Genomic DNA, 20,598 nt, shown 5'->3' with positions numbered 1-20,598 from the left:
GGCGGCCTTTCTCAACCGGGGTACCGGCAGGTCTCGCGGGCGATGAAGCGGCCGTGACCGGCCCGGCCGGTGTAGGAACGGTCGTCGACGACGACCTCGCCGCGGGACAGGACCGTCTGGACCCGGCCCGTGACGGTCCGCCCCTCGTACGCCGAGTAGTCGACGTTCATGTGGTGGGTCTCGGCGGACATGACCTGGGCGGCGTCCGGATCGTAGATCACGATGTCGGCGTCCGAGCCCGGCGCGATCGTCCCCTTCCGGGGGTACAGGCCGAACATGCGGGCCGGGGCCGCGCAGGCGATCTCGATCCAGCGGCGCCGCGAGATGTGGCCGTCGACCACCGCCTGGTGCAGCAGGTCCATGCGGTTCTCGACGCCCGGCAATCCGTTGGGGATCTTCGAGAAATCGCCCAGGCCCATCTCCTTCTGGCCCTTGAAGCAGAACGGGCAGTGGTCGGTGGAGACGACTTGCAGGTCGTCGGTCCGCAGCGCCCGCCACAGGTGCGCCTGGTGCTCCTTCGGGCGCAGCGGCGTGGAGCAGACGTACTTGGCGCCCTCGAAGTCCGGCTCGGCGAGGTTGTCGGCGGACAGGAAGAGGTACTGCGGGCAGGTCTCCCCGAAGACGGGCAGGCCCAGGTCACGGGCCTGGGCGAGCTCGGCGACCGCCTCCATCGCCGAGACGTGCACGACGTACAGCGGCGCCCCGGCGACGCGCGCCAGCTGGATCGCGCGGTGCGTGGCCTCGGCCTCCAGCAGCGCGTGGCGGACCTCGCCGTGGTGGCGGGGGTCGGTACGGCCGGCGGCCAGGGCCTGCTCGACCAGCACGTCGATCGCGATGCCGTTCTCGGCGTGCATCATGACCAGGCCGCCGTTCCCGGCGGCGCGCTGCATGGCGCGCAGGATCTTGCCGTCGTCGCTGTAGAAGACGCCGGGGTAGGCCATGAAGAGCTTGAAGCTGGTGACGCCCTCGTCGACCAGGGCGTCCATCTCCTTCAGCGTGTCCTCGGTGACGTCGGAGAGGATCATGTGGAAGGCGTAGTCGACGGCGCAGTTCCCGTCGGCCTTGGCGTGCCAGGCGTCCAGCCCGGCGCGCAGCGACTCGCCGACGGTCTGCACGGCGAAGTCCACGATCGTGGTGGTCCCGCCCCAGGCGGCGGCGCGGGTGCCGGTCTCGAACGTGTCGACGGCGTACGTCCCGCCGAACGGCATCTCCATGTGGGTGTGCGCGTCGACGCCGCCCGGGATGACGTACCTGCCGGTCGCGTCGATGACGCGGCCGGCGGACTCCGCCCACACGCGGGCGACGTCGCTGTCGTGCGCGGCGAGCGCGGTGACCCGGCCGTCCTCGACGAGGACGTCGGCGTTCGTCTCCTCGGCGGCGGTGATCACCAGTCCGCCGCGGATCACGGTGGTCCCCATGCGGTCGGCTCCTCTCCGGGTCACTTGTCGGTCAGCGGGCCGTAGGCGTCCGGCCGGCGGTCCCGGTAGAACGCCCACTGCTGCCGCACCTCGTCGATCAGGCCGAAGTCCAGGTCGCGGACGACGAGCTCCTCCTCTTTGCCCGAGGCGACCTCTCCGACGAACTGCCCGCGCGGGTCGACGAAGTAGCTGGTGCCGTAGAAGTCGTTGTCCCCGTACTCCTCCACGCCGACCCGGTTGATCGCGGCGACGAAGTACTCGTTGGCGACCGCCGCGGCGGGCTGCTCCAGCTTCCACAGGTACGACGACAGGCCCCGGTGCGTGGCCGACGGGTTGTACACGAGCTGGGCGCCGGCCAGGCCGAGGGCGCGCCAGCCCTCCGGGAAGTGCCGGTCGTAGCAGATGTAGACGCCGACGCGGCCGGCGGCCGTGTCGAAGACCGGCCAGCCGAGGTTTCCGGGCCGGAAGTAGAACTTCTCCCAGAAGCCCTTGACCTGGGGGATGTGGTGTTTGCGGTACTTGCCGAGGAAGGTGCCGTCGGCGTCGATGACGGCGGCGGTGTTGTAGTAGAACCCCGACTGTTCGATCTCGTAGACGGGGACGACCATCACCATGCCGAGCTCGCGGGCGAGCTCGCGCATGCGCCGCACGGTCGGGCCGTCCGGCACCGGCTCGGCCCACCGGTAGTGCTCGGAATCCTGCACCTGGCAGAAGTACGGAGCGTTGAAGACCTCCTGGAAGCCGATGATCTTCGCGCCCTGCGCGGCGGCCGCGCGGGCGTGCTCCTCGTGTTTGGCGATCATCGTCTCGGTGTCACCCGTCCAGGTCGCCTGGACCAGGGCCGCGCGCACGATCGGGCTCATCGGATCTCTCCCATCGGAAAGCGTGAACGGCAGGGAGGGAGTGGGCTCCCCGCCCTCATGTCGGCTGACGCTACGAGCCGTTGGGCGCGTCGTACAGTGCCACGGTGTAACGGGATCCGGTGGCCGCGTTGCACCTCGTCACCTGCGCCGACGCCCGTTCACGGAAGTGTCACGACGAGGCGCTCGATGAGTGAATTCCGCGTTTCGGCCGCCTTCATGCGCGGGGCCGTCGCCCACCCGGAACAGGTGGGCGACGGCCCCGTCGGCTCGGCGATTCCGCTGCCCGGCGGCGCCGGACGAGCCGTTGATCAGGTGATGACGGGCGTTCGCCGGTCAGGCGGTGACGGGCGTTCGCCGGTCAGGTGGTGACGGGCGTTCGTCGGTCAGGCGGTGGCGGCGGCCTCCTGGGCCGGCGGCTGCTCGGTGACCTCCTCCCGGACCCCGCCCCGCAGGGCGACCAGGGCGAGCAGACAGGACACGAGCGCGGCCGCCCCGCAGACGACGAAGCCGATCGTGTAGCCGTGCCCGAGGGCGTCGAACGCGAGGGGCCCCGCGCCGCCGGGCGGGGAGGAGGGCGGAACGGAGTTCACCGCGAGCGGCCCGCCCTCGGCGGCGACGTGTCCGGCGGCGGCCTTGACCGCCGGGCTCAGCGTCGAATGGGCCAGGTCCGCGGTGAACTGTGACGCGGCCCGGCTGAGCGCGATCGCGCCGATCACCGCGGGGCCCAGCGTGAACCCGAAGTCGCGCAGCAGGCTGGTAGCGGCGCTGGCCATGCCGGCGTAGTGGATCGGCACCGTGTTCACGGCGGTCGCGGTGATGGAGGAGACGGTCAGCGCGAAGCCGACGCCCACCAGGCCCAGCGGCAGGATGAGCGAGGTCAGCGCCCGGTCGGAGACGGGCAGGGTCGCGGCGGTGAAGTCGCCGGCCGCCATGAGCGCCAGGCCGATCGTGAGGATCCAGCGGCCGGCCAGCCGGTCGAGCAGCCGGGAGGTGAGGGGGAGCATCACCAGGGCCAGGCCGTTGAGCAGCAGGAAGGCCACCGAGGAGCGCATCGGGCTCTGGTGCTGGATCGGGCCCAGCCGGATGCTCGCCGCGTACGCCGTGCCGAGGAAGCTGAACATGCCGACCACGGCCACGAACGACGCGATGGCGAACGCCCGGTTCTTGAACAGGTCGAGCCGCAGCAGGGGAGAGCGGGCCCGGCGCTCGGCGACGACGAACAGCACGACGAAGACCGCGGCGATCACGAACGCCGTCACCACCGGGCCGGAACCCCAGCCGTCGGTGGGCCCCTGGATGACGGCGTACAGCAGCGCGAACAGGCCGATGCCGATCGTGACCTGGCCGCCCAGGTCCAGGGAGCGGCCCTCGGGCGCGCTGGAGTTCGCGGCCAGCAGCAGGCTGACCAGGGTACTGACGGCGGCGATCAGCGTCACGACGACGAAGGCCCACCGCCAGGACCCGTAGTTGCCGGTGATGCCGCCGAGCACCGGGGCGATGAAGCCGCCGGTGGACAGCGACGCCGCCCAGATGGCGATGGCCCGGGACCGCGCCTGATGGGTGCGGGTCCCGGCGGCCACCATGGCGAGGGAGGTCGGGAAGAGCGCGGCCGCGCCGAGCCCGGCGATGGCCTGCCCGGCCCACAGCAGGTGGACGCCGTCGCTCGCGGCGGCGACGATCTCACCGACGACGATCAGGAGCGAGCCCCCGACCAGCAACTGCTTGCGGCCGAAGAGGTCGCCGAGAACGCCGAAGGTCAGCTCCAGCACGGTGACCGGCAGCAGGAAGGCGTCGGAGATCCAGGTGAGCTGCGAGCCGATCGGGTGCAGGTCCTCCTGGAACAGGCCGTTCAGGGTGGCGGGGATGGCGAGGGCGATCTGGGCGAGACAGACGGCGAGGCAGCCGGCGATGAGCGTGCCGAGCGGAAGCCTGGCCGGCCCGGGGTCCGTGGGTTCGCGATGCGACATGGGTGTTCCCGGAGGTCGGAGGGGTTGGAAACGGCGCGGGCCGGAGGCGCGCGGACGAGCGGATGGGAGGGCGACGGGAGGAGCGCGGACGGGGGAGGAAGGGGACGGCGCGGGTCAGGAGGCGCGGACGCCGACGAGCCGGCCGGGCCGGTAGGTGACGAAGGCGGCGCCGCCGAGGTTCAGGGACTGTGCGGCCCGCTGCAGGGACGCGGGTTCGGCGACCCGGTCCCAGCGACCGGTCGCGACGCGATGGTCGATCGCGCGCACGCCCGCGACCATCTCGGCGGTGGTGAACGCGCAGTGACCCTGACGGGCGACGTACGCCTGCCGGAGCAGCGTGCGGTCACCGGCCGCCCGGACCCGCGCGGCGAACGCGGACTCCTGCTCGACGGGGACGAGCTGGTCGGACGTGGTGTGCAGGTCGAGCAGCGGCACCGCCAGGCGCTGCCCCGCCGTGGAGGTCTCCCGCAGCGCGCGGCGCGCCTTCGGGTCGGCCGTCAGGTGCGCCCCTCTGGTCAGCGTGCTGAGGTCGGTGCGCAGGTCCAGGCCGGCCTCGCGGTACAGGGCGCGGACCTCGGGGGCGTGCTCGGACGCGCGCAGCAGCGCCGCGTAGTCGAGGCCGGCGTTCCCCGAGGTGTTGCCGCCGGCCGACTGCTCGACGGACCAGCGGCCGTTCTCGATGAACGCGAGCACCCCCTGGCCGAGCCAGGCGTACTGCTGGGCCTCCTGCCCGTCGGCGTCGCCGGCGGCGGGCGGGTTCTGGCCGGGCGCCCAGTCGCTCTGGTTGAGGTACGCGGAGGCGAGCGCGATCCGGGCCCGTCCCTGAGGGGTGGCCTGGGCGGCGGTGACCGCGCCGGTCAGCCGCTGCGCCGTCGCGGCGGCCTCGTCCGCGCTGCCGAAGCCGGTGAGCCTCACGTCCTGGCCGGGCAGCAGGAGGGAGGCGATCGTGTACTCGGCGTCCAACTGGTAGTCGTCGAGGTCGACCCCGCCGGCCACCAGCCCGCAGAGCCCGAGGGCGCCGGCCACGCGGCCTCTCCCGTCGCGGGCGATCTGGGCGTTGACCAGCCCGCCCATCGACTCTCCGACGGACAGGGTCCGGGACGGGCGGGCGACCGTGCGGGTGAAGGCGTCCAGGGTGGCGAACTGGTCGCGTTCGGCGCTGTTCAGCGCCCACCAGGAGCCGTGCGGATCGTACGAGGAGCCGGCGAGCGCGTAGCCCTCGCCGAGCAGGGCGGTGCGGGCCTCGTCGGACGGGGCGTCCTGCGCCACGGTCGGCCCGTAACCATGGCTGAACAGCAGGAGCGTCCCGTTCCAGCCGGCCGGCACGTCGGCGATCCAGGTGGCGCCGTCGGCGAGGGTGCCGGTCAGGTGGGAGGGGGCGGGGGCCGCCGCGGCGGAGGCGGTCCCGGTCAGGGCGGTCGCGCCGAGGGCTGCGGCGGCGGCGACGGCCGTGGGGATGCGTAGGAGGCGTCGAGGCACGGAAGCGCTCCGTTCTCGGGGGGCATGTGTCGTGGGACACATGAGCGAACGGCTCGAATGTAGGGCCGTATTTTTTCCGTCGTCAAGAGTGTGCCGAATGTTCATCGGACGGCCGCGTCGCCTGGTGATCCGCGCCGCCGCGTGTCCGCCGGCGGTAGGCGGCCGACTTGGACTTGTTGCCGCACGCCGCCATCCCGCACCAGCGGCGGCGCCCGGCATGGGAGGCGTCCAGGAAGAGCCGGCTGCAGTCCGCGTGCGCGCACTCGCGGATACGGCCGGCGTACGGTCCGGCCAGCAGGTCGATCGCGTCCCGGGCGATCGTGGAGAGGACCTGGTCGAGGTCGCCCCGGTGCCGTGCGGCGCCGCCGGTCAGGCGAGGCACCGTCGGCGGGTGTGCCGCGGCGTCGTTGAGCCGCCGTACGTCGGCCGGATCGGGGCAGGTCGCGCCGAGCGCCGCGCGGGCGAGCCGGTGGATCACCTCGCGCAGCTCCCGGAGCCGGACGAGGCCGTCGTCGCCGACGGCGACCTCCTCGGCCAGCCCCGCCTGTTCGATCCAGTCGCGGGCGTCCTGGGGGGACCGCAGGGTCTCGACGGGCGTGCGGTGGCGGACCTGGAGCGTCGTCGTGAGGTCGAGGCAGGGCCGACCGCTGAGAAAGGCGAACACGTCACCATATTGACCGGTGACGCGAGTCCGTGCCACCGTGGCGTCACCACACTGTACGGTGACGCGAGGAGATGAGGCCGTGAGCGCCGGACGCACCGACGGTCAGGTCGCCAGGGGACTGGTCCGGTACGTGCCGGCGGCGGTCCTCGCGCGGGGCGCGGACGGCGGAGCGGCCGTGGGGCTCGTCCTTCTCGCCATGGATCCGGGGCTCCGGATCCCCGGGGCCGCCGCGACCGGCGGCCTCCTGGCGGGCGCGCTGAGCGCGCCACACCTGGTCGGGCCCTGGACGGCCCGCCGGCTGGACCGCGCCCGCGACGCCCGCCGGGTGCTCGCGACGGCGTTCCTGGTCTACGCGGCGGCGCTGGCGACCGGGTCGCTGCTGCTGGGCCACGCCCCCGTCTGGGCGGCGGTCGCGGCGGTGGCGGTCGCCGGCTGCTGCGGCCCCCTCCTCACCGGCGGGCTGAGCAGCCGGCTGCCGGGCACGTCCGGAGCGGACGGTGCGGCCCGGCGCCGCGCGCAGGGCTGGGACGCCCTGACGTACGGCATCGGTGGCACGGCCGGCCCCGCCGCGGTCGCCGGACTCGCGGGGCTGTTCGGCCCCCTGACCGCGATGCTCGGGCTGAGCGGAGCGGCCGCCCTCGCCGCCGCGCTCACGCCGACCCTTCCGCTGGAACGCTCCACCGACGCGTCCACGGACCGTGCGCCGGGCGTCTTGGCGGGCATGGGCGTGCTGGTCAGGTCGGCGCCCCTGCGGCGGGTGACCACGCTGACCCTGCTGGGCGCGCTCGGCCTCGGCGCGCTGCCGGTCATCGCGGCCGTGCTCGGACCGCATCTGACCGGCCGGCCCGGCGCGGGCGCCGCCCTGACCGTCGCGTACGGGCTCGGCAACCTCGGCGGCTCCCTGCTCGTGACGATCTTCCCGCTGCGCGGAGAGCCCGAACGGCTCGCGCTCCGGCTGTTCGCCGTCCTGGCCGTGACGACCGCCCTGGGCGCGCTGGCGCCCGGATTCCCCCTGGCACTCGCCGGCTTCGCCCTCATCGGCGTCGCCAACGCGCTGTCCTTCACCGCGACGCTGACCGCCCGCACGGCGTACGCTCCGGCCGCCGCACGCGCGCAGGTGTTCGTCACCAGCGCCGGGCTGAAGGTCGCGGTGTCCTCGGTCGGGTCCGCCGCGGCCGGCGCGATGGCGGGACTCGGCGGCCGTACGCTGCTCCTGCTGTGCGCCGGAGCCGGGGCCGTCGCCCTCCTGTCCGCCGGCGCGGACCGCCTGGCGTGCGAGCGGTGGGAGCGCGACCGGCGAGAGCTCGGGAACCCGGCGCGGCGCCCGGCCGACCCGCCGGTCCCGGCGCGCCGCGCCGCAGGCTGATCCTCACGAGTCGAAGGCCGGGCCGCTGGCCGCGGCGGCGCGGGCTGATCCTCACGAGTCGAAGGCCGGGCCGCTGGCCGCGGCGGCGCGGGCTGATCCCCACGAGCCGAGGACCGGGCCGCCGGTCCCGGCGCGGCGGGCCGATTCTCACAGGTCGAGGACCAGGCGCGGGCCGCGTGACCGGGACACGCAGATCATCATCGTCTCGCCGCCCGCCCGCTCCTCCTCGGTGAGGACCGAGTCGCGGTGGTCGGGCTCGCCCTCCAGGACGTCGGTCTCACAGGTGCCGCACGTGCCCTCCGTGCAGGAGTAGAGCACCTCGACCCCGGCGGACCGGACGGTCTCCAGGACGCTGCCGCCGGCCGGCACGGTGAGCGTCCGCCCGGACCGCGCGAGCACCACCTCGAACGCGGCGTCGACCGTCGTGCCGGTCTCCCTGGGGTGGAAGCGCTCGACCTGGAGGGCGCCCGGCGCCCACCCGGTACGGCACCGCTCCTCGACCGCCGCCAGGAGGGGCTCCGGGCCGCAGCAGTACACGAGGGTCCGGTCGTCGGGTTCGGACAGGAACGCGTCCAGGTCCAGCAGCCCCGTCTCGTCCTGCGGCCGTACGCTCACCGCGTCGCCGTAGCCGGCGAGCTCGTCGAGGAAGGCCATCGACGCGCGGGTGCGGCCGCCGTACAGCAGCCGCCACCGGGCGCCGGCCCGATCGGCGGCCGCCACCATCGGCAGCAGGGGCGTGATGCCGATGCCGCCCGCGATGAACAGGTAGCGTTCGGCGGCCCGGAACGGGAAGTTGCCGCGCGGCCCGCGCACCCGCAGCCGCGCGCCCACCGGGAGCTGGTCGTGGACGTACGCCGACCCTCCCCGGCCGGCGGGCTCGCGCAGGACGGCGATCCGCCAGGCCGTCCGGTCCTCCGGCGATCCGCACAGCGAGTACTGCCGGATCAGGCCGCCGCCGTCGAGCAGCAGGTCGACGTGGGCGCCCGGCGCCCAGGCGGGCAGCGGCCCGCCGTCGGGGCGGCGCAGGGTCAGGCGGACCACGCCGTCGGCGGCCCGGTCCCGTCCGGCGACGACGACCTCGGTCTCGTCGTTCACAATCGGTGTCGCCTCTCTCGGTGAAGGGGGGACGCCACCCCGCGGCGGCGTCCCCGTATGTGCGCTCAGACGGCCGCCGTGGCGAGCGGCGCGGTCTGGTCTCCGGGCGCCCGATGGCCGTCGGGGTGGGCGAGCAGCCACTCCCACAGCGGCACCGGGTCCTCGGCCGTCCGCTCGGCGCCGCAGTGGCAGGTGCCCAGGAGCGTGTCGGTGCCCGGCAGCCAGCGCACCCGGTAGACCGGCCTCTCCCGCCCGGTCATCGCGCGACGGTCCCGGCCGGGGCCTGCTCGCCGGCGGCGAGGCGCGCCAGGATCCGGCGGGCCGCCAGGCCGCCGGTGTCGATGTTGATGCTCAGCTCCTGGTAACCGTCGGGCTCGGTCGCGATGACCTTCTCCAGGATGTTCAGCGCGTCGACGTCCTGCATGATGACCGCGCGGTTGGAATCGTGCAGGAACGTGCTGACCTTCTCGTCGTCGCGGGCGAAGTCCCGGGCGACGGCCCAGAAGTCGTACGTCGTGTTCTCGGTGGACGGAGTGATGGCGTAGACGATCTCGACGTGGAAGGCGCCGCCGTCGTCCCCGTCCGGACCGGGCGCCACGCCCTCGGGCGCGATCCGGCTGTGCAGCAGGTAGAGGCATGGCGCGTGGTACTCGATGTCCTGCCACCGGTCGATCCGCCCCTCGATGCCGGTCGACTTCGAGTAGAACGGCGGGCACTCGGCGCCGTTCATGTGCCGGCTGACCCGGACGATCCCGGCCTCCTCGTCGACCTCGGTGGTGATCGGGGTCTCGGCCACCTCCGGCGTGCCGATGTGGCCGCCGTGCAGGTACGTCTCGTGCGACAGGTCGAGGAGGTTGTCGACCAGCAGGCCGTACCGGGCGTCCAGCGGCTCCATGCCGCTGACCGTCGTCCACTCCGGATCGGCCAGCCAGGGCGCGCCGGGGATCGCGGCGGCGTCGGCGAGCGCCCGGTCGCCGATCCAGACCCACACGAACGAGTCCTGCTCGGCGACGGGGTAGGAGGCGACGCGGGCGGTGCGCGGGATCCGCTTCTGACCCGGGACGTACACGCACCCGCCGTCCGGGGCGTACGTGAAGCCGTGGTAGCCGCAGACGACCCGGTCGCCGTCCAGCCGGCTCTCCGACAGCGGGAACCGCCGGTGCACGCAACGGTCGGCGAGCGCCACGACCTCGCCGGCCTCGGTGCGGTACAGCACGAGCGGCTCACCGAGCACCGTCCTTGCCAGCAGGTCACGGCCGACCTCCCGGCCGTACGCGGCGACGTACCACTGATTCCTCGCGAAAGACGTCATCGGGCCCTCTCTCGGTAGGCGCGGGTGGCGTCAGATTCGCGTTCGGGGAGACGTCGCCGCCACGCCCCTTTCACCCAGTGAAAGGCTCGCCCGGTGAAGGCCGACCCGGTCAAGGCAGGCCCGGTGAAGGCGGGCCCGGTGAAGGCGGGCCCGGTGAAGGCCGACCCGGTCAAGGCAGGCCCGGTGAAGGCGGGCCCGGTGAAAGGCCGCGCCTGGACAGCCCCGGCCGCCAGCCGAGCGCCCGGGAGATCCCGCCCGCCGCCACCTGGACGGTCGCCGTCAGCGCGGGGACGCGGGCGTCCTGCACGCCGACGACGACGGACACGGCGGCGATCACGCCGCCGTTCGCTCCGCGGACGGGGGCCGCCAGAGAGATGGCGTCATCGGTGATCTGCCGGTCGCTCACCGCGCAGCCGCAGCGCCGGACCTCGGCGAGCATCCGGCGCAGCACGGCCGGGTCGGCGACGGTGTACGGGGTGAAGGCCCGCAGCGGCCCGGAGCACACCTCCTCCTGCAGCTCCCGGCCGCCGTACGCCAGCAGCACCAGGCCCACCGCGGTGGCGTGCAGCGGCCAGCGAGCGCCCACCCGGCTGAGCACGCGGACCGCCGAGCGTGCCGAGATCCGCTCGACGTACACCGCCTCCAGGCCGTCGCGGACGGCGAGGTGGACGTTCTCGTGCGTCGCCTCGTACAGGTCCTCGAGGTACGGCATGGCGGTCTCGCGCAGGGCGAGGCCGCGCGGGGCCAGCGAGGCGACCTCCAGCAGCCGCAACCCGACGTGGTAGCGGCCGTCGGCGCCGCGCTCCAGGGCGCCCCAGGCGACGAGCCTGGCCACGAGCCGGTGCGCGGTGGGCAGCGGCAGGCCGGCCCGGCGGGCGATGTCGCTGAGCGACAGCGCCGGCCGGTCGGCCGTGAACGCGCCGAGGACGCCGAGAAGCCGGTCGGCGACCGACGTGCCGGATCGCTCGGCGTCCGGCGTGCCGGGCCGGTCGGTGTTCAGCGTGCCGGGCCGGTCGGCGCCCGGGGCGCCGGCCCGTTCGGTGCCGGGCCGGCCGGCGTCCGGCGGGGACGGCCGGCCGGAGTCCGGTTCCACGCCGGGACCCGGATCAGGCGTAGAAGCGGTAGACCGCCTGGGCGACGCAGGCGGGCCGGTCGACGCCGTCGATCTCGACCGTGAGGTCCACGACCACCTCGACGCCGTCGCCCTTCACCTCGGTGACCGAGGCGATCGCGCCGTGGGCCCGGATCTTCGAGCCGACCCGGACGGGAGAGGGGAATCGCACCCGGTTGAGCCCCAGGTTCACGGCCATCCGCACGCCGGTGACCTCCAGCAACTCGCTCCACAGGGGGATGAGCAGGGACAGGGTGAGGTAGCCGTGGGCGATCGTCCCGCCGAACGGGCCGTCCTTGGCCCGTTCCTCGTCGACGTGGATCCACTGGTGGTCGTCGGTCGCGTCGGCGAAGGTGTTCACCCGGTCCTGGGTGATCTCCATCCACCGGCTGTGTCCCAGGTCGGCGCCGGCCTGGGCCTTGATCTCCTCCAGGCCGTTGACGGTGATGCTCACGTGGTCTCCTTCGTTGCCGGTCGGGGTGTCATCGGTCGGCCGTCTCCTCGCCGCCGTGCGCGGAGCGGATGGCGGGCTTGAGCAGCTTGCCGCTGGGCGTGCGCGGCAGGCCGTCGGCGAACACGACCGACTTGGGGATCTTGTAGCGGGCCAGCCGGCCCTCCAGGTGGGCGAGCAGGTCCTCCTCGGTGGGGGCGGCGCCCGGCTCCGGGACGACGACGGCCCGGCCGACCTCGCCCCAGCGGGGGTCCGGCACGCCGATGACCGCGCAGTCCCGCACCGCGGGGTGCTCGAGCAGGGCGTCTTCGACCTCGGCGGGATAGATGTTCTCCCCGCCCGAGATGATCACGTCCTTGAGCCGGTCGACGATCGTTACGTACCCGTCCTCGTCGGCCGCCGCGACGTCGCCGGTGTGGAACCACCCGTCGCTGATCGACTCGACCGTGGCCTGGGGCAGGCCCCAGTACCCGGCCGTGACGTTCGGGCCCTTGACCAGCACCTCGCCGCGCCGGCCGGGCGGAACGTCGTCGCCGAGCGGGTCCACGAGCCGTACGTCGGTGAAGAAGTGCGGGACGCCGGCGGAGCCCGCCTTGCCCAGGGAGTCGGCCCGGTCCAGCAGCAGCACGCCGGGGGACGCCTCCGTCATCCCGTACCCCTGAACGAAGGCGAGACCCCGGTCGAGGTAGGTCCGGATGGTGCGGGCCGGCACCGGCGCGCCGCCGCACAACAGCGACCGCACGCTGGACAGGTCCGCGCCGGCGAAGCCGGGGTCGGCGGCGATCCGGTCGTACATCGCGGGCACCCCGAACAGGCACGTCACGCGGTATCGCGCGATCAGCTCCAGGGTCCGCGCCGCGTCGAAGGACCGCTCCAGCACCACGGCGCCGCCCTTGAGCAGGGTGGGCAGGCAGGTCATGTTGAGCGCGGCGGTGTGGAAGAGCGGCGCGCTGACCAGCATGACCTCGTCGCCGGACAGGTCGACGTCGACGAGCACGTTGAGGCTGTTCCAGGTGATGTTGCCGTGGGTGAGCACGGCGCCCTTCGGCCGGCCGGTCGTGCCCGAGGTGTACATGATCAGGCAGGGGTCGCCGAGGCCGACCTCCTCGTCGATCGGCTCGGCGGACGCCGCCTCGACCAGCGCGTCGTAGGGCAGGTCGGCCGGGTGGACGGGGTCGCCGACCGCGAGGGTCGCCCGGGGCGCGGCCTCGTCGTGGACGGCCTGGAGCGTCTCCGGCCCGCGGCCGGCGTGCACCAGGACCGCACTGCCGGAGTCGCGGAGCTGGTAGACGAGCTCCGGGTCGGCCAGGCGGCTGTTCAGCGGCACGAAGACCGCACCGAGGGCGCCCGCGGCGAACAGCGTCTCCAGGTAGGCCGGATGGTTCGGGCCCAGATAGGCGACCCGGTCCCCGCGCCGTACGCCCCGGTCGCGCAGGACATGGGCCAGGCGTGTCGCGCGGTCGTGCAGCGCGGCGTAGCTCAGACGGCGGTCGTCGAAGACCAGGGCCGTGCGCTTCGGGGTCTTACGGGCCCGGCGCGCGGTCCATGAGCCGATGCCTTGGTTGCGCATTGGAGGGCTCCTCTCGCCCAGCGGGTGCGCGGTGGATCTGGGAGGTGCGGCTCCGGCCCGGTCAGTCCCGGGTGAGGCCGAGCAGCCGGGCGGCGTTCTCCTTAAGGATCTTGGGACGGACCTCGTCCTTGATCGGCAGCTTGGCGAAGTCCGACAGCCAGCGATCCGGGCTGATCATCGGGTAGTCCGAGCCGAACAGGACCTTGTCCTTCAGCAACGAGTTGGCGTACTGCACGAGTTGCGGCGGGAAGTACTTCGGCGACCAGCCGGACAGGTCGATGTACACCTTCGGCTTGTGGGTGGCGACCGCCAGCGCCTCGTCCTGCCAGGGGAAGGACGGGTGCGCGAGGATGATGGTCAGCCCGGGGAAGTCGGCGGCGACGTCGTCCACGTCCATCGGGTTGGAGTACTTCAGCCGGATGCCGCCCCCGCCGGGCGCGCCGGCGCCGATGCCCGTCTGCCCGGTGTGGAAGACCGCGGGCACGCCCAGCTCCTCGATGACCTCGTACAGGACGTACGCCCGCCGGTCGTTCGGGTGGAACGCCTGCACGTTGGGGTGGAACTTGAACCCCCGCACGCCGTACTCCTCGACGAGCCGCCGCACCTGCCGCGCGCCCGCCTTCCCGCGCGCCGGGTCGACGCTGGCGAAGGGGATGATGACGTCCGGATTGGCGCGGGCCGCCTCGGCGACCTCCTCGTTCGGGACCGGCGGGTGACCGGTGGCCGCCTCGGCGTCCACCGTGAACACCACGGCGGCCATCCGCCGCTCGCGGTAGTACGCGGCGATCTCGGTCAGCGTCGGGTGCCGGTGCTCGGTCTTGAAGTACGCTCCGGCGGCGGCGTCCAGGTCGGCGGACAGCGAGCGGTCGCCGCGCTCGGACACCTCCGCGTGGGTGTGCATGTCGATCGCCGTGACGGCGTCCAGGTCGATCATGATCGTCTCCCTCCCGGTCACAGCTTCGGCGCCGGGATGCCGTACGTCTCCGGCTGCTGCCCGATCGACACGGGCCAGGCGGCGGCGATGGCGTCGCCGCTCCACCCGCCGTCGGCGTACGCGGCGCTGATCTCCTGCGGGTGGGACCACAGCGAGAGCTTGTCGCCGCCGATGCCGACGCACTGGCCGGTGACGTCCTTGGACGCGTCCGAGGCGAGGTAGACGACCAGCCCGGCGCAGTCCTCAGGCGTACCGAAGGCGTACCCCTTGCGCAGCGCGTCCGGCAGGGGGGTGCCGTCGTTCTCGTACGCCTCGACGTACGGGGCGAACGCCGGGATCGTCCGGGTCATCGCGGTGGCCGCGTTCGGGATGACCGCGTTCACGGTGATCCCGGCCCTGGCCAGCTCCATCGCCCAGGTGCGCACCATCGCGGCGATGCCGGCCTTCGCGGCGGCGTAGTTGGTCTGCCCGAAGTTGCCGCGCTGTCCGGCGGGGGAGCCCGCCACGATGACGCGGCCGCCCTCGCCCTGTTCCCGCATGCGGATCGCCGCCGCGCGGGCGCAGGTGAACGTCCCGCGCAGGTGCACCTGGATCACGGTGTCGAAGTCCTCGTCCGACATCTTCCACAGCACCCGGTCGCGCAGCACGCCGGCGTTGGTGACCATCGCGTCCAGCCGGCCGAACTCCTCCACGGCGCGGGCGACCAGCGCCTCCGCGGTCTCCGTGGTGCCGACCGGGCGCACCTCGGCGACCGCGCGGCCGCCGGCCTCGGTGATCCCCTTGACCGCCGCCTCGGCGGCCTCGCCGTCCACGTCGTTCACCACGACGGCCGCGCCGGCGGCGGCGAGGGCGGAGGCATAGGCGAGGCCGAGACCACGGCCGGCGCCGGTGACGACGGCGACCTTGCCGGTGAGATCCATGGGTTTCCTTTCCAGCGGAGCCGGGAGGGTGTCTGGCATCGCCCAAACTAGGCAGATATTCGACCGTCGTCAATAACTTGCCCAATGATTACCCTGAGCGGCTCCGCGCCCGGGTGCCGAGCGCCTACGCTGTCCTGGTGACCCGTATCGATCAGGTCGAGCCCGACACGTCCTCGGTCGCCGCCCTCGACGGAGGTGACGCGGCGGAGAGCGTCCCCCGCCCTCAGTCGCTGATGCTCAGCTTCTTCGGCATCCACGTCCTGGACCGCCCGGTCGCGCTGTCGTCCGCCAGCATCATCGACGTCCTCGCCCGCGTCGGGGTGGGGGAGGACGCCGTCCGCTCGACGCTCACCCGGATGGTCCGCCGCGACCTCCTCGAACGCCACCGGCGCGGGCGCAAGATGTACTTCGGCCTCACGGCCCGCGCCGTCGAGGTGCTACGGGACGGTCACCGCCGCGTATGGCAGACCGGTGCGGTCAACCGGGGGTGGGACGGCACCTGGACCGTCGTCGGGTTCTCCCTGCCCGACTCCTGGCGGCGCGAGCGGCACGACCTGCGCTCCCGCCTGCTGTGGGGCGGGTTCGGGCCGCTGCAGAGCGGCATGTGGGCGGCACCCGGCCGGGTCGACGTGGCCGCGCTGGTCGACGGGCTCGGCCTCGACGCGCACCTCAAGGCGTTCCAGGGCGTCGCCGTGGAGCCCACCGACGCCGCCCGGCTGATCGAGGCGGCCTTCGACGTGCCCGGCATCGCCCGGCGCTACCAGGAGTTCCTGTCCCGCTGGGACCGGCCGGAGCCCGCCGCCGAGGCCGACGTCCTCGCCCGGCAGCTGCTGCTGCACACCGACTGGCTCGACCTCGTACGCCGCGACCCCCACCTGCCCGCCGAGCACCTGCCCGCCGACTGGCCCGCGGTCCGCGCCGAGCAGGTCTTCCACTCCCTGGCCCACCGCTACGGCGAGCCGGCCCGCGCCCGCGCCGCCGAGATCCTCGACGGCATCACGCCATCCGACGCCTGACCGGCCGGCGGGGTCTCACCGCACGGCGCCCGGAGCGGTCGGGATCCGGGCTGCCCGCGCCGGGCCGGGACCGGCGCGGCATCACGGAGCTCGGTCTGTCGGGCCGCGACCGGTGCGGCCTCAGGGCTCGGCCCGTAGCGTCCGTGGCCGGTGCGGCCTGAGGGGGCTCAGCCTGCGGCGTCGGTGGCCGGTGCGGCGTCCTCGATCCGCAGGATCGACGGCCGTTCGGTGGCGCGCAGGTCACGGGCCACCGCCTCGGCGTCGCGCAGCACGCGCAGGGCGTTCTGCCAGGTCAGCTTGGCGAGGTCGGCCTCGCTCCAGCCGCGCCCGAGCAGTTCGGCGATCAGGTTCGGGTATCCGGAGACGTCCTCCAGCCCGGCGGGCAGGAACGGGCAGCCGTCATAGTCGCCGCCGAGACCGAGGTGGTCGATCCCCGCCACCTCGCGCATGTGGTCCAGGTGGTCGGCCACGGTGGCGGCCGTCGCGACCGGCTGAGGGTGGTCGGCCTCGTACGCCCGCCGCGCCTCCTTGGCCTCCGGCGTGGTGGCGAGCGGATCGATGCCCCGGGCCCGCAGGTGCTCGTCGGCCGCCCGCGTCCACGCGATGGCCTCGGGCAGCACGAACTTCGGCACGAACGTGGCCATGGCGACCCCGCCGTTGGCGGGCAGCCGCTCCAGCACGTCGTCGGGGATGTTGCGCGGATGGTCGCAGACCGCCCGCGAGGAGGAGTGCGAGAAGATCACCGGTGCCCGGCTCACCCGCAGCGCGTCCCGCATCGTGTCGGCCGCCACGTGAGACAGGTCCACCAGCATCCCGAGGCGGTTCATCTCCCGCACGACCTCCTCGCCGAAGGCGGTGAGGCCGTGCGCGACGGGCTCGTCGGTGGCCGAGTCGGCCCACGGGGTGTTGTCGTTGTGCGTGAGGGTCATGTAGCGGACGCCGAGTTCGTACAACGCGCGCAGGGTCGCCAGCGAGCACGCGATCGAGTGCCCGCCCTCCGCGCCGAGCAGCGACGCGATGCGCCCATCGGCGCGGGCCGCCTCCACCTCGTCGGCGGTACGGGCGAGCCGCAGATCGTCCGGGTACCGCTCGACCAGCGCCCGCACGCAGTCGATCTGCTCCAGCGTGGCGCTGACCGCCGCGTCGCCCGCCAGGCTCGACGGGACGTACACGGACCAGAACTGCGCGCCCACGCCGCCGGCGCGCAGCCGCGGCAGGTCGGTGTGCAGGAACTCCTTCTGGTCGAGCGCGACGTCACGGCGGTCCAGGTCGTAGCCGACCTGCTCGCGCAGCGCCCACGGAAGGTCGTTGTGACCGTCCACCACCGGGTGCTCCGCCAGCAGCGCGCGGGCGCGCTCCACCATGGCCGGATCGGCGACATATCCCATCGCTGCCTGCGCCCCCACCGTGCTCGAGTGATCGTTACCCTGCCAAGCCTAGCCAGCACCCTCCGGAGGGCGGCCCGCCCGGGTGCCGTCTGCGGCCTCAGCCGCCCGGGCAGTCGCATGAGCCACCGCTGTAGCAGGGGCAGTAGCCCGACGGCAGGGGTGCGGGGTGACGAAGCTGGATCCGGTGGATGTCGCGCGCGGCGCCCATGCCGGCCGTGAGGCCGTAGGCGATGCCCGGCAGCACCCCGACGATGAGGAAGACGACGGCCGCGACCCGCCGCCGGGTCGCCACGCTGAGGACGACGGCCGCGATGGGCAGCACGAGCGCACAGCCGACCGAGGCGATCAGGAGATGGTCGGAGTGAAGACTCTGCTGCTCGGTGACCTGGCACCCCTCGAAACAGGTCATCGGATCGAGCGCCGCGAGGAACAGCGCGACCGTGCCGCCGATCCATCCGAGGGTGAGCAGGACCAGCAGGACCCCGGTGACCGTCCGCGCCGTCGTGTTCGGCGGGAGCCTCGTGTCGATCATGTGATCAGCATCCCGGCGCGGCCGCTCGCGGAGCAGAGTAGAACTTCTCAGACCCCGCCACCGGTGGTTCCGGCCGGTTCGTGCGCACAGACGTCTCGGACACCCGTCGCCGCAGCGTCCGAGCCGTCCCTGCTCGTCCGGTTCAGAGGGCGGAGCGTGAGCCGGTCACCGGCTCGTCCGCCCGCTGCCCACAGGTTCGGCCGTGGCGTCGGCATGGAGGTCGGCGGCGTGGGTGACGGGCCGCTCCTCGGCCTCGCGACGGGCCAGGAGGTAGCCCAGGGCCGAGAGGCCCGACGCGACGCCGGCCACGAAGAGGTTGACCGGCACTCCGGCGACGCGCGGTATCTGCCCGGGCCGGTCCTCGGCCTCCGACCCCGGCAGCGCCTCCGCGATGAAGAAAGGCCCATAGGCGAGGATCGGGTGCAGGGCGGCGACCTTCAGCGCGAGCCTCCGCTCACCCGGTGTTCCCCGGCGCCACAGCAGCCACAGCGAGGTCAGCGACCAACCCGCGTTGGTCGTGACCGCCGACGCGGCGTGGAAGCGGGCGTGCGGCGGCCAGCACGGGTTGAAGACGTGCGTGCGGTTCAAGTCCGCCAGGGCGTTGCTGATCCCGCTGCCCAGGACGGCGGCCGTCACAAGGGACCGACCGACTCTCGCCATCGTCTCCTCCGTCAGCACTCGACCGGCGGTACCGATCCGTGACCGCACTCACCCTCTGTAGTGGCCTATCCCGGCACCGGCCCGGCCAAACGGTGTCCGCCCGGCGGGCACGGGGGACGATCCCGACTGAAGGGGCACGATCCCGACGGGACCCGTTACGGTGGTCCCGGAGGTGGGGCATGCGTGATCCGGCCTGGTCGCCGGCTCCTGGACCGGCCGGGCCCGGCCGCCGGGCGGTGGGCGAGGACGGTCTGTTCGTCTACGGAACCCTTCAGTTCCCCGAGCTTCTCGCAGCCCTGCTCGGCCGCGTTCCGGAGCGCCGGCCGGCCGGGGCCCGCGGGTGGCGTGCCGCGGTCCTGCCCGGGCGCGCCTATCCCGGGCTGGTGCCCGGCGAGGCCACCGTCCACGGGTTCCTGCTGACGGGGCTGACCATGGAGGAGTGGCGGGCCCTCGACACGTTCGAGGGCCCGGCGTACGAGCGGACGCGCATCACGCTCATCGACGGCCGCGCGGCATGGAGCTACGTCTGGATCGCCACGGCCGAGGCCGGAGCCGGCGAATGGTCCCCTCAGGAGTTCGCGGCCCGGCATCTCCCGGCCTACGTCCAGCGCTGCGCGGCGTGGCGGCGGAGCTCAGCGGACCACGCGGAACCATAGGTTCGTGGCGAGCGGCACCTCGCTCTGGCGCAGGCGTTCGAGCTTGATCTCGTGGCCGCCGGCGTGGTCGAACAGGCGGACGCCGTCGCCGAGCAGGACGGGCGCGATGAAGATGAGGAGCTCGTCGACCAGCCCGGCGGTGAGACACTGCCGGGCGACCTCGGCGCCGAGGATGTTGACGTACTTGTCGCCGGCGGCCTCCTTGGCCGCCGCGACCCCCTTGTGAAGGTCGTCGACGAAGGTGACGCCGGGCACGGGATCGGCCGGGGCGTGGTGGGTGAGCACGAACTGCGGGCCCTCCCAGCCGCCGCCGAACGGCTTGCCCTCCTTCTCCGTGCCCCGGTGCGGGTCGTCGCCGCCGAAGGTGCGTTTCCCGACGAGGAGGGCGCCGATCCGCGCGATGAACTCCTCGACCATCGGGTTCGGTCCGATGTACGGCGTCAGCCAGGACATGTCACCGCCCGGACCGGCGATGAAGCCGTCCAGCGACATGCTGACCGAATAGAGCATCTTGGCCATGACCTACCTGCTTTCGTGCCGATGGATGAGGGGTCCTCTGTGGAGACCATGCGGCGGAGGGGAACTCATCGCGGCTCGGCGCCCGGATCCATCGATACGGTGTAGCCGCTGCCGTCTGACCGAGGCTACGGGGAAGAGATGATCTGCCGCGGTCGTCGGCCACTTCCGGCAATGTGAGCGGCCGTCATGTCCATACCGGTCGCCTCAGTCCCGCAACGGCCAGACCTCGACAACACCGTGTGCGACCGCGCAGGGAGTCCTTGACGCGAGTCGGATGGCTTCCTCCGGCGTTGCCGCTTCGATGATCGCGAACCCGGCGACCGGGAGAGCCGCCGACATGAACGATCCGTTTTCCACGGTCGTACCGGCACCGTCATGGTTTCGCACCTGTACGGGTAAGCCGGCGATCCCCATAGCGGTTCCAACCGCACGCAAGTGAGTGTCGTGCGCGTGCGCCCGGTCGCGGACCGCCGCGTCGGTGCGGTTGTAACCTTCCTGGTCGCCGTACCCGATGGTCACGAATTTCGCCATGGCAGTTCCTCCCTCGGTTCGTCCGGACTGATCACTGATACCGACCTTCATCACGCCCCGACTCATCGGTGCGTCCGTCGCTCCGTACCCAGGGTCAGCTGCCGATGTCTGCTCATGCCGCCGACCGCGCGATGGTGCAGTGCGAT

General features: G+C 73.3%; 21 protein-coding genes and 1 pseudogene. 3 read left to right on the top strand and 19 right to left on the bottom strand.

Annotated features, from left to right (window positions below; translation table 11 throughout):
- Nucleotides 1–11 precede the first annotated feature (11 nt).
- The 5 genes from hydA to NDW01_RS43905 all read right to left on the bottom strand — a co-directional run bounded on the left by hydA (nucleotide 12) and on the right by NDW01_RS43905 (nucleotide 6,391).
- A complete protein-coding gene (hydA, locus tag NDW01_RS23065) occupies nucleotides 12–1,418 on the bottom strand; it encodes a dihydropyrimidinase (RefSeq protein WP_252823347.1) in 1,407 nt (468 codons plus the stop codon).
- Nucleotides 1,419–1,438: 20 nt separating this feature from the next.
- Nucleotides 1,439–2,281: a nitrilase-related carbon-nitrogen hydrolase gene (locus tag NDW01_RS23060; RefSeq protein WP_252823346.1), complete on the bottom strand. Its 843-nt coding sequence runs from the start codon at nucleotides 2,279–2,281 to the stop codon at nucleotides 1,439–1,441.
- 383 nt (nucleotides 2,282–2,664) lie between these two features.
- Nucleotides 2,665–4,248, bottom strand: coding sequence for an MFS transporter (locus NDW01_RS23055; protein ID WP_252823345.1), 1,584 nt, complete (start codon nucleotides 4,246–4,248; stop codon nucleotides 2,665–2,667).
- A gap of 114 nt (nucleotides 4,249–4,362) precedes the next feature.
- Nucleotides 4,363–5,727 (bottom strand): hypothetical protein, encoded by a 1,365-nt coding sequence (locus NDW01_RS23050; RefSeq protein ID WP_252823344.1) that lies wholly within the window; start codon nucleotides 5,725–5,727, stop codon nucleotides 4,363–4,365.
- A gap of 82 nt (nucleotides 5,728–5,809) precedes the next feature.
- Entirely contained in the window at nucleotides 5,810–6,391 is a 582-nt protein-coding gene (locus NDW01_RS43905; protein WP_252823343.1) for a CGNR zinc finger domain-containing protein, read from the bottom strand.
- 79 nt (nucleotides 6,392–6,470) lie between these two features.
- Between NDW01_RS43905 and NDW01_RS23040 the strand changes: the two genes are divergently transcribed.
- Entirely contained in the window at nucleotides 6,471–7,757 is a 1,287-nt protein-coding gene (locus NDW01_RS23040) for an MFS transporter (protein WP_252823342.1), read from the top strand.
- 147 nt (nucleotides 7,758–7,904) lie between these two features.
- On the opposite strand, the gene NDW01_RS23035 is transcribed toward NDW01_RS23040, so the two are convergent.
- The 9 genes and pseudogenes from NDW01_RS23035 to NDW01_RS23000 form a co-directional block, all read right to left on the bottom strand.
- Nucleotides 7,905–8,852 (bottom strand): PDR/VanB family oxidoreductase, encoded by a 948-nt coding sequence (locus tag NDW01_RS23035; RefSeq protein ID WP_252823341.1) that lies wholly within the window; start codon nucleotides 8,850–8,852, stop codon nucleotides 7,905–7,907.
- Between the two features lie 65 nt (nucleotides 8,853–8,917).
- Nucleotides 8,918–9,112 carry a hypothetical protein gene (locus tag NDW01_RS23030; protein ID WP_252823340.1) on the bottom strand — a complete coding sequence of 65 codons (195 nt, stop codon included), beginning with the start codon at nucleotides 9,110–9,112 and terminating at the stop codon, nucleotides 8,918–8,920.
- On the bottom strand, nucleotides 9,109–10,164 hold the full coding sequence (locus NDW01_RS23025; RefSeq protein ID WP_252823339.1) for an aromatic ring-hydroxylating dioxygenase subunit alpha: 1,056 nt from the start codon (nucleotides 10,162–10,164) through the stop codon (nucleotides 9,109–9,111). Before NDW01_RS23025 ends, NDW01_RS23030 begins: the two co-directional genes overlap by 4 nt.
- A 30-nt stretch (nucleotides 10,165–10,194) precedes the next feature.
- Nucleotides 10,195–10,320 (bottom strand): annotated as a pseudogene (locus NDW01_RS44415) (hypothetical protein); the annotation flags it as partial.
- A gap of 13 nt (nucleotides 10,321–10,333) precedes the next feature.
- A complete protein-coding gene (locus NDW01_RS23020; protein ID WP_252823338.1) occupies nucleotides 10,334–11,257 on the bottom strand; it encodes an IclR family transcriptional regulator in 924 nt (307 codons plus the stop codon).
- A 13-nt stretch (nucleotides 11,258–11,270) separates the two neighbouring features.
- On the bottom strand, nucleotides 11,271–11,729 hold the full coding sequence (locus NDW01_RS23015; RefSeq protein ID WP_252781434.1) for a MaoC family dehydratase: 459 nt from the start codon (nucleotides 11,727–11,729) through the stop codon (nucleotides 11,271–11,273).
- 28 nt (nucleotides 11,730–11,757) lie between these two features.
- Nucleotides 11,758–13,296: an acyl-CoA synthetase gene (locus tag NDW01_RS23010; RefSeq protein ID WP_252823337.1), complete on the bottom strand. Its 1,539-nt coding sequence runs from the start codon at nucleotides 13,294–13,296 to the stop codon at nucleotides 11,758–11,760.
- Nucleotides 13,297–13,357: 61 nt separating this feature from the next.
- Nucleotides 13,358–14,230, bottom strand: a complete 873-nt coding sequence (locus tag NDW01_RS23005) for an amidohydrolase family protein (RefSeq protein WP_252823336.1) — start codon at nucleotides 14,228–14,230, stop codon at nucleotides 13,358–13,360.
- Nucleotides 14,231–14,247: 17 nt separating this feature from the next.
- On the bottom strand, nucleotides 14,248–15,150 hold the full coding sequence (locus NDW01_RS23000; RefSeq protein WP_305883804.1) for an SDR family NAD(P)-dependent oxidoreductase: 903 nt from the start codon (nucleotides 15,148–15,150) through the stop codon (nucleotides 14,248–14,250).
- Between the two features lie 137 nt (nucleotides 15,151–15,287).
- Here NDW01_RS23000 and NDW01_RS22995 point away from each other — a divergent pair, with 137 nt between their 5' ends.
- Nucleotides 15,288–16,166 (top strand): PaaX family transcriptional regulator, encoded by an 879-nt coding sequence (locus NDW01_RS22995; protein ID WP_252823335.1) that lies wholly within the window; start codon nucleotides 15,288–15,290, stop codon nucleotides 16,164–16,166.
- A gap of 167 nt (nucleotides 16,167–16,333) precedes the next feature.
- On the opposite strand, the gene NDW01_RS22990 is transcribed toward NDW01_RS22995, so the two are convergent.
- The 3 genes from NDW01_RS22990 to NDW01_RS22980 form a co-directional block, all read right to left on the bottom strand.
- The gene (locus NDW01_RS22990; protein ID WP_252823334.1) at nucleotides 16,334–17,572 is read right to left on the bottom strand and encodes a dipeptidase; all 1,239 of its coding nucleotides are present in this window, start codon (nucleotides 17,570–17,572) and stop codon (nucleotides 16,334–16,336) included.
- Nucleotides 17,573–17,651: 79 nt separating this feature from the next.
- Nucleotides 17,652–18,086, bottom strand: a complete 435-nt coding sequence (locus NDW01_RS22985) for a DUF6234 family protein (RefSeq protein ID WP_252823333.1) — start codon at nucleotides 18,084–18,086, stop codon at nucleotides 17,652–17,654.
- A gap of 165 nt (nucleotides 18,087–18,251) precedes the next feature.
- Nucleotides 18,252–18,746: a DUF6640 family protein gene (locus NDW01_RS22980; protein WP_252823332.1), complete on the bottom strand. Its 495-nt coding sequence runs from the start codon at nucleotides 18,744–18,746 to the stop codon at nucleotides 18,252–18,254.
- A 179-nt stretch (nucleotides 18,747–18,925) separates the two neighbouring features.
- Here NDW01_RS22980 and NDW01_RS22975 point away from each other — a divergent pair, with 179 nt between their 5' ends.
- The gene (locus NDW01_RS22975; protein ID WP_252823331.1) at nucleotides 18,926–19,402 is read left to right on the top strand and encodes a gamma-glutamylcyclotransferase family protein; all 477 of its coding nucleotides are present in this window, start codon (nucleotides 18,926–18,928) and stop codon (nucleotides 19,400–19,402) included.
- On the opposite strand, the gene NDW01_RS22970 is transcribed toward NDW01_RS22975, so the two are convergent.
- Entirely contained in the window at nucleotides 19,379–19,921 is a 543-nt protein-coding gene (locus tag NDW01_RS22970; RefSeq protein WP_252823330.1) for a dihydrofolate reductase family protein, read from the bottom strand. The genes NDW01_RS22975 and NDW01_RS22970 overlap by 24 nt on opposite strands.
- Before the next feature lie 204 nt (nucleotides 19,922–20,125).
- Entirely contained in the window at nucleotides 20,126–20,452 is a 327-nt protein-coding gene (locus tag NDW01_RS22965; protein WP_252823329.1) for a YciI family protein, read from the bottom strand.
- Nucleotides 20,453–20,598: the final 146 nt, after the last annotated feature.

The sequence above is a fragment of the Actinoallomurus soli genome, assembly GCF_024055715.1.
Taxonomy (GTDB): domain Bacteria; phylum Actinomycetota; class Actinomycetes; order Streptosporangiales; family Streptosporangiaceae; genus Actinoallomurus; species Actinoallomurus soli.
Note: the sequence above shows the minus strand (reverse complement) of the source record. Positions and strands in the feature narration are given on the sequence as shown.